We start from the raw sequence: 12,567 nt of genomic DNA, 5'->3' as shown, positions 1-12,567 counted from the left end.
TATGGCCGCGCCGCCCGTTGTGGACATTCCTCTCGTCGACGAGCGGCTGGCCGACGACCTCGCAGGCGGGCTCGCGGCGGTGGAGAAGCTGCTGCGCTCGTCGGTCGAGAGTGAGGACGCCTTCGTCACCCAGACGTCCAGGCACCTCATCGAGGCGGGTGGCAAGCGGTTCCGGGCCATGCTCGTGCTGCTGGCCGCCCAGTTCGGCAACCCGGACGCCCCGGGCATCGTGCCCGGGGCCGTCGTCATCGAGCTGACCCACCTGGCCACGCTCTACCACGACGACGTGATGGACGAGGCTCCGGTGCGCCGGGGCTCCCCGTCCGCGAACGCCCGGTGGGACAACACCGTGGCCATCCTCACCGGCGACTACCTGTTCGCCCAGGCGTCGGAGATCCTGGCCGACCTCGGCAGCGAGCTCATCCGGATCCAGGCGCGCACGTTCTCCCGCCTGGTGCGCGGTCAGATCCGCGAGACGATCGGGCCCGCCGAGGGCCGCGACGCGATCGCCCACTACATCAGCGTGCTGGCCGACAAGACCGGCTCCCTCATCGCCACCTCGGGCCGCTTCGGGGCCATGCTCGCCGGCGCCTCCGCCGATGTGGTCGAGCGCCTGACCGACGCCTGCGAGGCGATCGGCGTGGCCTGGCAGCTCGGCGACGACCTCATCGACGTGGCCGCGCCCACGGCCGACTCGGGCAAGACCCCCGGCACCGACCTGCGCGAGGGGGTCCGCACGCTCCCGGTGCTGCACGCCCTGGCCTCCGACGACCCCGGCGACGCCCGGCTGCGCACCCTGCTGTCGGGGCCCGTGGCCGAGGAGGACGTCGATGAGGCGCTGACGCTGCTGCGGGCCAACCGGGCCATGGAACAGGCCCGTGAGGAGCTCACCCGCTGGATCGACCGGGCCAAGGAGGCCCTCGCCGGCCTGCCCGAGATCCCGGCCCGTACGGCCCTCGTCGCCCTGTGCGACTACGTCGTCGAGCGCACGGGCTGACCATCCTGTAGGGGATCATTGGCCGGGTGAGGATCCCCCGGCTCGCGGCCCTGTGCCTCCTGGCGGTGGCGGCCTGCGGCACACGTGCGGGCACGCCCGCCGCCGTCCCGACCCTGGCGGATTCGGCGCCTGTGGACTCCGTCGTGGTGGACAAGGACCAGGCCCTCGCGTGTGGTGAGGGCGAGGGAGAGGGCCCGGCGCAAGCCCTGTGCGACGCCATCGCCACAGCGGCTTCGCCCAAGCCGGCTTCGGGCGCGTCGGCACGCCCGTCCCCGAAACCCTCTGTGGAGCAGGTTTTTAACCGCATCACCGAGGCCGCGTACGCCAGGGCCGAGGCGGCGCCGACCTGAGGCCTCCGTGACCCGTCACCGCCCTGAGTGGCCGGCGGCCGGGCACGAGGTCCGAAAGGTGGCGCCGCTCGCGCTGCCGGTGTCTACTTCTGGTCTGCGAGCCACTCGTCGAAGGTGGTCGGCGCGATGCGGGCGCCTTCCCTGGGCAGCAGCACGTCGCCGGCCATCGTCGTGTCGAAGATTCCCGACCAGGTCGGCACGAGCTTGACAGCCCGGCCGCGCGCCGCGAAGGTGCGCCGGGCCATGTCAACGAGGTCCTGTGGCTCGGGACCGGCCACGTCGGTGTAGCGGCCCCGCGGCTCGCCCACCGCGATCTCCGCGAGGACGTCGGCCACGTCCGCGGGCGCGATCGGCTGCACCAGCAGCGGCGCGATCGTGGCGACGCCGTCCTGCTCGACCCACCCCGCCACCATCGCGGCGAAGTCGTGGAACTGCGCGACCGGGACGATCGTCCACGGCACCGGACCGGCGGGCACCAGGCGCTCCTGCTCCCGCTTGCCGGCGTAGTGGGCGTTGCCCTCCACCTGGTGGATTCCGATGATCGAGAGCAGCACGTGGTGGCGGACGCCCGCCCGCTCCTCGGCGGCCAGCAGGTTCCTGGTGGTCGTGCCGAAGTAGGCCACCGACTCGTCCCGGTCGGTCGCGTTCGAGCTGATCGCGTCCACGACCGCCTCGACGCCGTCCAGGGCCTTGTCGAGACCCTCGCCCGTCATCAGGTCCACACCGAGAGAGCGGCTGACGGGGACGATGTCGTGCCCGTCCCGTTCGAGGGCGGCGACGGTGAGCTTTCCGATGTTTCCGGTGGCGCCGGCGACTGCGATGCGCATGGTCTTCTCCTTCGCTAGACGCCTCGGATGCTATCTCGGACAAAATAGATCTGCAATCTCTCCAATACACTGGAGGGCATGAAGCTGCCTGCGAGCACCGAGTGGGTGTTGCACTGCGCCGCCACGCTGGCGCAGCTGGAGCCGGGAGCGACCGCGTCGGCGGCGCAGCTCGCGGAGTATTTCGACGTTCCGGCGCCCTACCTGGCCAAGCAGTTGCAGGCGCTCGTCAGAGCCGGTGTGCTCGCCGCGATGACGGGTCCGCGGGGCGGATTCCGGCTCGCACGGGCGGCTCCCGACATCACGTTGCTGCAGATCGTCGAGGCGGTCGACGGCGCCTCCTCGCCGTACGAGTGCCGTGAGATCCGCCAGCAGGGACGAGGGGCCCTGCCTCCCGAGGACTGCCGGAGCATCTGCATCATCGCCGAGAAGATGGCCGAGGCGCACCGCGCGTGGCGCAGCAGCCTCGCGGGGGTCTCGCTCGCCGACCTCCTCACCACGCTGCCCGCGTCGACGCCTGCCCGCACGCGGTCACGCCTGTCGGCCACCCGCTGACGTCAGCGGCCCGCGAGGAGTTCGACGACGGGAGCGAGGGCGTCGGCGAAAGCGCCGTTGACGGTGATGTAGGACAGGCCCAGCTCGTCGCGGCGGCGCAGCAGCGTGTCGGCCATCTCGCGAGGTGAGCCGCGCAAGATGGCGGCGGCGTCCGCCGAAATGGTCCTGAACCCCTCCGGCAGCCACGGGGGCGGCTCGTCGCCGATCTGGAAGAGGTTCATGCTCAGCTCGATGTCGTCGAACCTCGCCCCGGCAAGCTCCCGCAGCGTGCCGACAGGCCCGCGCAGGCCCTCCTCCGGCGTGTCGGCCTGTACGGCGAGCGCGACGATGTCCGCCTCCTGCGCGGCCAGCGCCAGCATGCGCGGACCGGCCCCCGCCACGAGGATGGGCGGCCCCTGGCGTTGCACCGTGGTCCGGCTCCCGGCGAAGGCCGCCCGCACTTCGCCGATCACCGAACGGACCAGCGCGACGCGTTCGCCCGCCGTGCCGTACGGCATGCCGAGCGCCAGGGCATCCTCCCCGGCGGCGGGACGTCCGGCCCCCACGCCGACCTCCAGCCGTCCGCCGGACAGGAAGTCGAGCCCGGCGAGCTCGTGCGCGAGCAGCCGGGGGTTGCGGTAGGGCGCGGCCAGCACGAACGTGCCCACGCGAAGCGTCGTCGTGACGGTGGCCGCGGCGGTCATCGCGAGCAGCGGCGGCAGCGTCCCCAGGGTGTCGGGGACGAGCAGGGTCGAGTAGCCGAGGTCCTCGGCATGGCGGGCCGTCTGCGTCCACGCGGCGGCGTCGGGGGCCAGACCGGCGACGATCCCGAAACGGAATTCCTTGCTCATGCCACCGATCCTCGCCGTTCCGGCCGGCCCCGTCGTCGTACCGTCGGAGGCGGACCTCGTACGCCGGGAGGCGTATCAGACGGTCTCGAGCGCCGCCGTGCGTTCCTGCCGGGACGTGTGGGCGGAGCGGATGCTGTCCCAGGTGAAGGCGCTCAGCGCGAGCCAGACGACCACGAACCCGGCCCACCGGCTGGCCGGCATCGTCTCGTGCACGATCAGCACACCGCACAGGAACTGCAGCACGGGGGCGATGTACTGGAGCAGGCCGATGACCGTGAGCGGCACCCGCAGCGTGGAGGCCGTGAAGAGCATCAGCGGCACCGCGGTGATCAGGCCGGCCGCCACGAGCAGCAGCGCGTGGCCGAGACCGTGGTTGCCGAAGGTCCCGGTGCCGTTCGCCTGCAGGACGAGCAGATAGCCCAGGGCCGGCACCAGCAGCACGAGCGTCTCGATGGTCAGGCTCTCCGCACTGCCCACCCCCGCCGCCTTCTTGATCAGTCCGTACGTGCCGAAGCTGAAGGCGAGCACGAGGGCGATCCAGGGGAGGCGCCCGTAGTCGAGCGCCAGGATGAGGACCGCGAGCGCGCCCAGCGCGACGGCGATCCACTGCCATCGGCGCAGCCGCTCACGGAAGATCAGCACTCCGAACAGCACGCTGACCAGGGGATTGATGAAGTAGCCGAGGGCGCCTTCCACAACGTGGCCGGCGTTGACAGCGTAGATGTAGACGCCCCAGTTGACCGATACCGCGACGGCCGCGAGGGCGAGGAGGAGGAACTGCCGGCCCGTTATCGTGCGGATCCACGACCAGTGGCGCCGTACGGCGAGGACCGCGATCACCACGACCAGCGACCAGACCATCCGATGGGCGAGGATCTCGACGGCGCCGGACGGCTTGAGCAGAGGCCAGTAGAGAGGGAACAGGCCCCACATCGTGTAGGCGGCGACGCCATACAGGACACCGCGGCGCGTATCAGGCATGACGCCCATCTTTGCTGCTTACCTAGATTCAGCACAAATAAGGGTCACTATGCCCGGGTTTTAGAGGCGCTTATGTCAGGAACAAGGCCGCCCGCTGTCTGGTTGTGCATGGCAGATCGGAAGGAAGGGTACGTGATGGGCTGGCTGTTCGGCACAGACAAGACGACGATGGTGGACTCCGCGAAGGCGCTGCCGGGCCGGGCCGAGGTCATGCCGGTGGCCACCCGCCACCAAATTCTCGGCGCGCCGCTGGCTCCGCCGTACCCCGAGGGCGTGGAGATCGCCGAGTTCGGGCTGGGCTGCTTCTGGGGCGCCGAGCGCAAGTTCTGGCAGACCCCCGGGGTGGTCTCGACCGCCGTGGGCTACGCGGGCGGCTATACGCCGAATCCGACATACGAGGAGGTGTGCTCCGGTCTGACCGGGCACGCCGAGGTCGTCCGGGTGGTCTTCGACCCGGCCGAGGTGTCGTACGAGGAGTTGCTCAAGGTGTTCTGGGAGGCCCACGACCCGACCCAGGGCATGCGCCAGGGCAACGACGTCGGCACGCAGTACCGGTCGGCCGTCTACACCTACGGCCCCGAGCAGGCCAAGGCGGCCGCAGCCTCCAGGGACGCGTACCAGGAGGTGCTCACCAAGGCCGGGTTCGGCGAGATAACGACCGAGATCGCTCCGGCCGGCCAGTTCTACTTTGCGGAGGATTACCACCAGCAGTACCTCTTCAAGGTGCCGAACGGCTACTGCGGTATCGGCGGCACCGGCGTCTCCTGCCCCGTCGGTCTGACCACCGGCGAGAGCTGATCAGTCGCCGGGCAGGATCATGAGTCGTTGCCCCTTGGGAAGATGACGAGGGGCAACGACGAGATAGTCCCGCTGATCCAGTGTGGCGACTTCGTGAAGGTCGAAGCGCTCGGCAGGGCTATCACGCAGGCGTCCACAGCCTGTAGGCGGAGCGAGGCGTAGGCCGAAAGCAGCTCAGACATTCGCCGATAGTCGTGGGGCGTCACTTCGATCACGCGAAGTTCGTCGTCGGCGTGTCGTGCGGGGACGGCGGGCCGGAGTGCGGCGTGCAAGTCGACCTCGACACCGGGAGCAGCCGTCTGCGCGACACGGCGGTGACCGTGGTCACCGCCCGGGGAGGCGCCTACGGCCCCGGCACCCCACGGGAGGGCTTCGAGTTCCAGACGCCCTACCTGCGGACCTAATTCCAGGATCTCGGGGTGGCCGAGGAGAACCTGCACGTCGTGCAGGCCGAGATGACCCGTGCCGGGGATGTCCCCGCGCTGGCCCGTTTCCGGGAACTGGGCGACAGGTCGCGCGCCGAAGCGTGCACCGCGGTGAACGCGCTAGCCGGGAGGGGACGTTGATCGCACGCTTCCGCGGCCCCTAGGATTGCGGCCGTGACGTTCACGTTCTTCTTCCACCTCCGCTAGCCGCCGCCGGCGAAGCGAGGACCTGCCCGTCGCCGACGAGGCGGGACGGCGGTGTGCCGTCCCGGGCCGACGCGGAAGAAGAACGGTCACGATGCGCGTACGCGCTGTCGCTCTCACCGCTCCGCGTCCCAGCGCTCTCTCCGTCCCATGACGGCGGCGAGCCTGGTGGCGCGGTGCGTTCACGGGCTTGAGCCGACGGTCGCCGCAGAGGTACTGCGGCGCGGGCTCGGCGTCATCACTCACATCGGGCATCGCGAGGTGCGCTTCCGGGTGGCGCGGTCGCCCGCGCCGCCCGGCCTCATAGGGGACCTGCGCACGGCGGACGACGTGTTCCTGCTGGCCGCGCAGGGTTCCGACGTCGGCGTGTCGCGGAAGGGAGCCGCCGCGCTCGCGGGCCTCGCGGGGGCCGCCGACCTTGCCGTCCTGGCACGGCTGCGCCGCCACTACGGCGGCCTGGGCGCGATCACCGGCGTTGAGGTGTCAGCGTCGTTCCTCGGCAGGCGCAACTTCACGAGGTACGACGTGGAGGACGCGGTCGGGCACGCCCTGGCTGCCCGCCTGGGGGTCGCTTACCACTCACGGCGCGGCGGCGCGCCGCCCCCGGGTCACAGCGGCTGGCGTGTCACCCTCGACGGTGAGCGGGCCACGCTGCTGCTGCGGATCGCCGAGCGCCCCCTGCATCGGCGGGCGTACAAGCGGCGGTCCGTCCCGGGGACCATGCACCCCCCGGTCGCCGCCGCCATGGTGGCCATGGCAGGCATTGAACCCGGCGACACGGTCCTAGATCCCTGCTGCGGCGCTGGGACGCTGCTGATCGAAGCTGTGCGGCAGCGGCCGGGCATCCGCGCCCACGGGTTCGACCTGGCCTGGCAGGCGGTGGCGGCCGCGCGGGAGAACGCCGCGGGGCTGCCCGTCGCCGTCACCTTGGCCGACGCCGGCCGTCTGCCGGTGCCGGACGGCGTCGCCGACCGCGTGCTGGCCAACCCGCCCTGGGGCGGGCAGGTCGCCCCGGGCGGTCTGCTGGCGGCGTCCGCCGGACGCTGGTGGGCGGAGCTGCGCCGGGTGCTCGCGCCCGGCGGGACCGCCGTGGTCCTGCTTCCCGGCGTCGGCGAGCTGCCGCTCGGCATCAGTCAGGGCCTCACGCCCGTGCACCTGCAACGCGTACGGGTCGCCGGGGCGGAGTCGTTCCTCGTCCGGTGGACGGCGCCCCGGCTGGGGTGAGCGGGGCCACTCCGCCGGGAGCGGATGCTTGTCTACTCCCGGCGGAGGGGCGGGCGGCGGGCCCACCCATGCCCGGGGTGGTGACGACGAGGCCGTCCTCACGGAGCTTGGCGGTCATCGTGCGTATGGTCACGCGGGCGACGCCGAACTCGCTTTCCATCTGGAGCTCGGAGATGAGGTAGGAGGGCGGATACTCCCAGGACCTTGGCTATCGCGATGCCTGAGGTCACAAGCGGAGGCCGCGTCCGGTACGTCGTCGACGACGGGACGCGCACTGTGTGGGTGATCTAGGCTTCGCCTCGCTATCCGAAAGACACGGACGCATGATCAAGCTGACGCGCAGCGCTCGAAGGTTCTGCGGTATCGGTGCGCGCGGAGAGTAAAGCAGCGCTGACCGCGCCCGCATCGCCCGCGCCGGTGCTTCAGGGAGCACGTCTTCAATCAGTGGTTGCGGAAACCCATGAGCTCAGTTAGGGCTGGTCAGGTAGCGGGCCAGCCTGGGAAGCCTACGGGCGACCTCGGCATCATCGGCGATATCCCAGTCTGCCTCGCCGAATTCGGCCGCCAGAAGCGGAAATTCACGTTGGAATCCTCTGGCTTCGGCGGCGGCATAGAGATCGTCGGCAGCCTTGCCGGTGACCTGCTCATAGGCGTCATCCGCTATATAGCCAAGGAGTTCGAAGGCCGGGTGCTCCTCGTCGGACCACGGGAAGCCGCGACGTCGTTCGGCAGGCCCGTGTCGCTTCAGGTCGAGGAGGTGTACGACCTGCGGCAGTTCCATGACGCGATGCGGGCAATCGGCGACTTGGTCCGTACGCTTCTCGACCCAAGCTAATGAGCCAATAGATTTCCCACCATATGTGGAGATCAATGATTTCGTCGGCGGAGAGTTGGCAGAGCCGGGTGTTCAGCCAGGCCAGGCGCTCCTTCCTTCTGTGTGTCTCTCTGTCGGAACGCTCAATTAGTTCCCAGAATCGGTCCTCGTCCACGAGAAGCGATAATGGCACGGCGTTCACGCCATAGTTCAGTGGAAGCGTTCACCGTGACCTGTGCACATCCGGGAGATGCGCAAGCCGCGTCAAATGACGCGGTCCGGTGTCATGATCGCCATAACCGGACGACGGGGCGTCTCCTGTCTATTCTGTATAGATTGCTGTACAGTGGTTGTATGACCGTGCTGCATGAAGCTGCCGAGTTGAGTGTCACAGAAGCGGCCCAGCGTGGGGTGGCGCGTCTGGTCGCCGACGCCGAACGCGGGACCGATCTGGTGGTGACCCGTCGGCATCAGCCGGTGGCGGCGGTCGTCGGCATCCGTCGCCTGGAAGAGTTGGAGGAGGCCGCGGCCGATCTCCGGGACTTGGCGCTCGTGCTCGCACGCTCGGTAACGGACACCGGAGAGCGTGTCTCGCTCGATGACGTGCTCTCTGCTTTCGGGCATACGCGGGAGTCGCTGGCCGCGCTGCCGGACGACGAGTAGCCCGTGTCCGACGTCGTCTTCACGGCTCCGGCGGTCGATGATCTGCGGCGGATCGGTCCGGACGCCGCGCCTAAGGTACTCAAGAAGATCCTTCTCCTGCTCGACAATCCCGAGGCGGGCTATCCGCTGGGCGGGGAGCTGACTGGCTTTCGCAAGCTTGTGGTCGGGCGTAACACCTGGCGGGTCGTTTATCGCATCACGGACGAGAAGTCGATCGAGATCTGCGAAGTATGGGCTGTGGGCGAAAGAGCCGACGGTGAGGTCTACGCCGAGGCCACATCCAGGGTTCGTGCCGCCGGCGAGGGGCGTCCCGAGGTGGTGCAGCTTGGGCAGATCATCGAACGCCTGGGCGCGCTGGCCGATCACATCCGCGTGGAGCAACCGCCTCCCAGGGAGCCGGTGCCGGATTGGCTAGCGGATCGCTTGATCTTCACCGTCGGTATGTCTCGCGAGGTCGTGGCCGCCCTCGACTTGCAGCAGGCGGTCGACCTCTGGGCTGACTTCCGCTCCAGCCCACGCTAGCCGCTTCAAGGTGCCGAACGGCTACCGCGGCATCGGTGTGAGCTGCCCCGTCGGCCTGACGGCTGACGAAGCCTGAGGGTGGGTCTCGTCGGCCCGGAGACACCAGGCTTCCCGCCTGAAGGCCCTGGGCCGACAGCCTCGGCAGCGGCGCGGTTCGCGGAAGTGAAGCAGAGATGCTACGGGACTGTCCGTAGCAGCCCGACTGATTACATTCGATGCATGAGCGTGATGCGCGAGGAACTCGACCACCTGGTGGATCGGCTGCCGGAGGAGAAGGTGGCTCCTCTGCTCCGGCTTATCCGGGATCAGCTCGAAGAAGCGCCTGTGGTGCGTAGCTTGCCGTTCATCGGCCTGCTCGAAGCGGAGCCTGATTTCGCGGAACGCTCGGAGGAGATCCTGCGTGCGGAGGACAATCACTCCTTCTGATCGTCATTGACTCGGGTCCGTTGATCGCTGCCTCAACATCCGCGATCGCTACCACGAGGCCTGTGCCCACCTTCTGCAGACCCATCCAGAGCCACTGCTCGTCCCCGCGACCGTGGTCACCGAGGTGTGTCACCTCGTCGAGAGGCGGCAGGGGAGCAAGGCGGAGGCGGCGTTCCTGCGGTCTTTCGGGTCTGGCCTTACTTGGTGGAGCTCGCGGACCGTGATCTTCAGCGAATGAGCACTCTGGTTGAGACGTACGCCAGCCTTCCCCTCGGCGCGGTGGATGCCTCCGTCGTCGCCGTCGCTGAACGACTCGGTATCACAGAGGTGGCCACTCTCGATCGCCGCCACTTCACTGTTGTCCGCCCACAGCACACCGGAGCGTTCATGCTCCTGCCGGAGCGGCTCTGAGCGCTGTCCCGCCCGCCAGTACGGAGAGCGGTGTCCCCTTTGGTTGAGGGTCCTGACAGGGCGGGCGCGAGCCTTGCGATTTGTTGCCTGAAGCGAAGGTCTACCACCAGCAATATCTCTTCAAGGTGCCGAACGGCTACTGCGGTATCGGCGGCACCGGTGTCAACGCAGGTGCCCCTTCGGCTTGGTGCCCGACTGGGCTGACGACCTCTTCAGAGCAGGAGCCGGGATTGCTGAGACCTCAGGGTGGGGGTCAGGCCTGCTCGGAGGTCTCGTCCTTCTGACCCCACGAGGAGCCCATACCAGGGGGGCCGCTGTCACCATGCCTTGCCGATGAGCCCACCTCGTAGCACGCCTCGGCACGGTCAGTCCGGCAGCCCGAGAGCGCGGCGGCGCGCGTCGATGCCATCGAGCATGCGCTGCAACCCGTACTCGAAGACCACATCCAGGTCGAAGTCGAACTGCTCCCGCACGATGTAGCCAAGTCCGGGGTGATCGGCGGACGACGCCCACCGCCGCAGGCCGCCGCCCTGGAGGCGCATCCAGTCGTCAGCTGACACTCCAGTGTCCTCCTCTGCCTGTGACTCCACGAGACGGACCAGCGCCATGCTGCGCACGTGCCCGAACAGGTTGATATGCGCGCACACAATGTCGTGGGCGTCGAACCCCATCGCGCGCAGCGTGCTGAGCGACCACTCGGCGATCGGCAACACGTTGGGCATGAGCTGCGGGCGGCTCAGCGAGAACACCTCGGCGGCCCACGGGTGGCGGCCAAAGACCGTCCAGAACAGACGAGAGACCGCCTCGAGGCGTCGCCTCCAAGCCGCCATGGGGATCTCGGGCACCTGGGCTCCGGCGAACACGTGGTCCGCCATCCGCAGCGTCAGGTCACTCCTGTTCGGGACGTGACGGTAGAGCGCCATCGTTGACACGCCCAGGGACACGGCCACTCGCCGCATCGTGACGAACGGCAGCCCTTCGGCGTCGGCGATCCGCACGGCGGCCTCGACGATCTCGCGCTGGGTCAGCCCGGCGCGCCGGGACCGTTCGCCGGTAACTCGCGGGGCCGTCCCGGCTGGCCGCTCATCCCGCCGCCGCACGATGGTCCCGCTGCCGGGGATCGTCTCGACCAGGCCCTCCGCGCGCAGGGCGCCGATCACCTTGGTTGCGGTGGCCATCGCGACACCCCAGTCCCGGACGATTCGCCTGGTAGAGGGCACCGGCCGACCTTCCGCCAGCCGCCCGCTCCGGATGTCGTCGGCGATCTCGTCGGCAATGCGCAGGTAGAGCGCTTGATCTGTCATAACCCCTCAAGTGCACTAGTGCGGTCGGTCGGCAGCGCGTTTCTGTACCGTTTCATATGCTGCGGCTATAGATGAAGTGCACTACTACTGCGTGCACTGTGGCACCCGATCAAGGGCCGTTGCGTACATTGTAAGCACGGTCCGGGCGGGTCCGGGCAACGGGAGAAACGAGAGCACCATGTCTGATCTGCATCTCGCCACCCAGGTGGTGACATCGGCGGATGGCACGCCCGTCGAGTACCTCAGCGCGGGGCACGGGCCCCACGTCATCGTGGTCCCCGGAGCGCTCGCCATAGCGTCCGACCTCACCGCCTTCGCCAGGCTCTTGGCGGCCCGGCACACCGTGCACGTCGTGCAGCGGCGCGGCCGTGGTGGCAGCGGTCCGCAGGGCGACCGGTACGGCATCGCACGGGAGTGTGAGGACATCGAGGCGGTAGGTGCGCGAACCGGCGCGCGGCTGATCTTCGGGCACAGCTTCGGCGGACTGGTGGCACTGCGAACCGCGTGCGGCAACCCGGCGTTCGACGCGGTCGCCGTCTACGAGCCCGGAGTGTCGGTCGGCGGGTCGATCCCGGTCGGCTGGATCGATCGAGCGCGCCGCGAGATCTCCGAGGGCGCGAACTTCGAGGCGTTCATCACCTTCGTCCGGGGGGTCAACCCGGATCAGACGGGACGGGTACCGCGGCGGCTTCTCCGGATCATTCTGCGGCACGCGATCTCCCCTGCCGAGATGCGGCAGAACACCGCGCTCATGCCCCAGGCGATCAGCGAGCACGTCGAGGTAGGGCGGTTCGACGGCCGGTTGGCCGACTACCGCGAGATCGCCGCGGCAACTCTGATCATGCGCGGCAAGGGCCGTAACACCGGCCGGCAGGCCGTCGCCCTCACCCGGCTGGCCGGGACGATTCCCCGCTCCGAGACCGCGACCTTCCGCACGCTAGACCACTTCGCGCCGGAGAAGAAGCCCGGCGAGATCGCGGACGCTGTCCTGCGGTTCTTCGCCGCGCACGCCCGGACGGGCACGCGGATCGGGGGATGACCTGCGCTTGTGGACGCACTACGCCGGCCAGACATGGCGCAGTGTGCCCGGGTGAGGATGCCGTTGATGCCATGGCCTGAGGCGGCCACGGATCTTTACCTCCGCTGTGAACGGAGAGGGAGCACCACCCGAACATCGCGCCGGCGTCCACCGGCACGGCCGACGTCTCGTGGCCGGGCGCTTGTGCCCCGCAGAGTTAT

General features: G+C 69.2%; 17 protein-coding genes. 12 read left to right on the top strand and 5 right to left on the bottom strand.

Annotation, left to right across the window (positions count from 1 at the left end; all coding sequences use genetic code 11):
• Position 1: 1 nt before the first annotated feature.
• Entirely contained in the window at positions 2-997 is a 996-nt protein-coding gene (locus FLX07_RS01295; protein WP_142567565.1) for a polyprenyl synthetase family protein, read from the top strand.
• Positions 998-1,023: 26 nt separating this feature from the next.
• Positions 1,024-1,347 carry a hypothetical protein gene (locus tag FLX07_RS01290; protein ID WP_142567564.1) on the top strand — a complete coding sequence of 108 codons (324 nt, stop codon included), beginning with the start codon at positions 1,024-1,026 and terminating at the stop codon, positions 1,345-1,347.
• A gap of 83 nt (positions 1,348-1,430) precedes the next feature.
• On the opposite strand, the gene FLX07_RS01285 is transcribed toward FLX07_RS01290, so the two are convergent.
• On the bottom strand, positions 1,431-2,174 hold the full coding sequence (locus FLX07_RS01285) for an SDR family oxidoreductase (protein WP_142567563.1): 744 nt from the start codon (positions 2,172-2,174) through the stop codon (positions 1,431-1,433).
• Between the two features lie 78 nt (positions 2,175-2,252).
• Between FLX07_RS01285 and FLX07_RS01280 the strand changes: the two genes are divergently transcribed.
• Positions 2,253-2,726 carry an RrF2 family transcriptional regulator gene (locus FLX07_RS01280; RefSeq protein ID WP_142567562.1) on the top strand — a complete coding sequence of 158 codons (474 nt, stop codon included), beginning with the start codon at positions 2,253-2,255 and terminating at the stop codon, positions 2,724-2,726.
• Positions 2,727-2,728: 2 nt separating this feature from the next.
• On the opposite strand, the gene FLX07_RS01275 is transcribed toward FLX07_RS01280, so the two are convergent.
• Both FLX07_RS01275 and rarD read right to left on the bottom strand, forming a co-directional pair.
• Positions 2,729-3,556 carry a TIGR03621 family F420-dependent LLM class oxidoreductase gene (locus tag FLX07_RS01275; RefSeq protein ID WP_142567561.1) on the bottom strand — a complete coding sequence of 276 codons (828 nt, stop codon included), beginning with the start codon at positions 3,554-3,556 and terminating at the stop codon, positions 2,729-2,731.
• 75 nt (positions 3,557-3,631) lie between these two features.
• Positions 3,632-4,537, bottom strand: a complete 906-nt coding sequence (rarD, locus tag FLX07_RS01270) for an EamA family transporter RarD (RefSeq protein WP_142567560.1) — start codon at positions 4,535-4,537, stop codon at positions 3,632-3,634.
• Positions 4,538-4,672: 135 nt separating this feature from the next.
• Here rarD and msrA point away from each other — a divergent pair, with 135 nt between their 5' ends.
• The 4 genes from msrA (at position 4,673) to FLX07_RS01255 (ending at position 7,188) form a co-directional block, all read left to right on the top strand.
• The gene (gene msrA, locus FLX07_RS01265) at positions 4,673-5,335 is read left to right on the top strand and encodes a peptide-methionine (S)-S-oxide reductase MsrA (RefSeq protein WP_142568066.1); all 663 of its coding nucleotides are present in this window, start codon (positions 4,673-4,675) and stop codon (positions 5,333-5,335) included.
• A 194-nt stretch (positions 5,336-5,529) separates the two neighbouring features.
• The gene (locus tag FLX07_RS01260; protein WP_142567559.1) at positions 5,530-5,739 is read left to right on the top strand and encodes an NAD(P)H-dependent oxidoreductase; all 210 of its coding nucleotides are present in this window, start codon (positions 5,530-5,532) and stop codon (positions 5,737-5,739) included.
• A 15-nt stretch (positions 5,740-5,754) separates the two neighbouring features.
• Positions 5,755-5,901, top strand: coding sequence for a hypothetical protein (locus FLX07_RS36225; RefSeq protein WP_167748071.1), 147 nt, complete (start codon positions 5,755-5,757; stop codon positions 5,899-5,901).
• A gap of 213 nt (positions 5,902-6,114) precedes the next feature.
• Entirely contained in the window at positions 6,115-7,188 is a 1,074-nt protein-coding gene (locus FLX07_RS01255; protein ID WP_142567558.1) for a TRM11 family SAM-dependent methyltransferase, read from the top strand.
• Positions 7,189-7,654: 466 nt separating this feature from the next.
• Here FLX07_RS01255 and FLX07_RS01245 read toward each other — a convergent pair whose 3' ends face one another.
• Positions 7,655-7,969 (bottom strand): hypothetical protein, encoded by a 315-nt coding sequence (locus FLX07_RS01245; protein WP_142567557.1) that lies wholly within the window; start codon positions 7,967-7,969, stop codon positions 7,655-7,657.
• Between the two features lie 387 nt (positions 7,970-8,356).
• Here FLX07_RS01245 and FLX07_RS01240 point away from each other — a divergent pair, with 387 nt between their 5' ends.
• The 4 genes from FLX07_RS01240 (at position 8,357) to FLX07_RS37365 (ending at position 10,024) form a co-directional block, all read left to right on the top strand.
• Positions 8,357-8,665 (top strand): type II toxin-antitoxin system prevent-host-death family antitoxin, encoded by a 309-nt coding sequence (locus FLX07_RS01240; protein WP_142567556.1) that lies wholly within the window; start codon positions 8,357-8,359, stop codon positions 8,663-8,665.
• 3 nt (positions 8,666-8,668) lie between these two features.
• Positions 8,669-9,187, top strand: coding sequence for a type II toxin-antitoxin system RelE family toxin (locus tag FLX07_RS01235; RefSeq protein ID WP_142567555.1), 519 nt, complete (start codon positions 8,669-8,671; stop codon positions 9,185-9,187).
• Between the two features lie 219 nt (positions 9,188-9,406).
• The gene (locus tag FLX07_RS01230) at positions 9,407-9,613 is read left to right on the top strand and encodes a PH domain-containing protein (protein ID WP_142567554.1); all 207 of its coding nucleotides are present in this window, start codon (positions 9,407-9,409) and stop codon (positions 9,611-9,613) included.
• A 234-nt stretch (positions 9,614-9,847) separates the two neighbouring features.
• On the top strand, positions 9,848-10,024 hold the full coding sequence (locus FLX07_RS37365) for a PIN domain-containing protein (protein ID WP_223852885.1): 177 nt from the start codon (positions 9,848-9,850) through the stop codon (positions 10,022-10,024).
• A 365-nt stretch (positions 10,025-10,389) separates the two neighbouring features.
• Here the strand turns inward: FLX07_RS37365 and FLX07_RS01215 are convergent, their stop codons facing one another.
• Positions 10,390-11,328: a TetR/AcrR family transcriptional regulator C-terminal domain-containing protein gene (locus FLX07_RS01215; protein ID WP_142567553.1), complete on the bottom strand. Its 939-nt coding sequence runs from the start codon at positions 11,326-11,328 to the stop codon at positions 10,390-10,392.
• Between the two features lie 178 nt (positions 11,329-11,506).
• Between FLX07_RS01215 and FLX07_RS01210 the strand changes: the two genes are divergently transcribed.
• Entirely contained in the window at positions 11,507-12,367 is an 861-nt protein-coding gene (locus FLX07_RS01210) for an alpha/beta fold hydrolase (protein WP_142567552.1), read from the top strand.
• Positions 12,368-12,567: the final 200 nt, after the last annotated feature.

It is taken from the genome of Microbispora bryophytorum (assembly GCF_006874465.1).
In the GTDB taxonomy this organism is placed as follows: domain Bacteria; phylum Actinomycetota; class Actinomycetes; order Streptosporangiales; family Streptosporangiaceae; genus Microbispora; species Microbispora bryophytorum.
Note: the sequence above shows the minus strand (reverse complement) of the source record. Positions and strands in the feature narration are given on the sequence as shown.

Bases quoted from the DNA above. Each gene is read 5' to 3' on its own strand.
- FLX07_RS01295 (WP_142567565.1), top strand. From the start codon at position 2: ATGGCCGCGCCGCCCGTTGTGGACATTCCTCTCGTCGACGAGCGGCTG.
- FLX07_RS01285 (WP_142567563.1), bottom strand. From the start codon at position 2,174: ATGCGCATCGCAGTCGCCGGCGCCACCGGAAACATCGGAAAGCTCACC.
- FLX07_RS01280 (WP_142567562.1), top strand. From the start codon at position 2,253: ATGAAGCTGCCTGCGAGCACCGAGTGGGTGTTGCACTGCGCCGCCACG.
- FLX07_RS01275 (WP_142567561.1), bottom strand. From the start codon at position 3,556: ATGAGCAAGGAATTCCGTTTCGGGATCGTCGCCGGTCTGGCCCCCGAC.
- rarD (WP_142567560.1), bottom strand. From the start codon at position 4,537: ATGCCTGATACGCGCCGCGGTGTCCTGTATGGCGTCGCCGCCTACACG.
- msrA (WP_142568066.1), top strand. From the start codon at position 4,673: ATGGGCTGGCTGTTCGGCACAGACAAGACGACGATGGTGGACTCCGCG.
- FLX07_RS01255 (WP_142567558.1), top strand. From the start codon at position 6,115: ATGACGGCGGCGAGCCTGGTGGCGCGGTGCGTTCACGGGCTTGAGCCG.
- FLX07_RS01245 (WP_142567557.1), bottom strand. From the start codon at position 7,969: ATGGAACTGCCGCAGGTCGTACACCTCCTCGACCTGAAGCGACACGGG.
- FLX07_RS01240 (WP_142567556.1), top strand. From the start codon at position 8,357: ATGACCGTGCTGCATGAAGCTGCCGAGTTGAGTGTCACAGAAGCGGCC.
- FLX07_RS01230 (WP_142567554.1), top strand. From the start codon at position 9,407: ATGAGCGTGATGCGCGAGGAACTCGACCACCTGGTGGATCGGCTGCCG.
- FLX07_RS37365 (WP_223852885.1), top strand. From the start codon at position 9,848: ATGAGCACTCTGGTTGAGACGTACGCCAGCCTTCCCCTCGGCGCGGTG.
- FLX07_RS01215 (WP_142567553.1), bottom strand. From the start codon at position 11,328: ATGACAGATCAAGCGCTCTACCTGCGCATTGCCGACGAGATCGCCGAC.
- FLX07_RS01210 (WP_142567552.1), top strand. From the start codon at position 11,507: ATGTCTGATCTGCATCTCGCCACCCAGGTGGTGACATCGGCGGATGGC.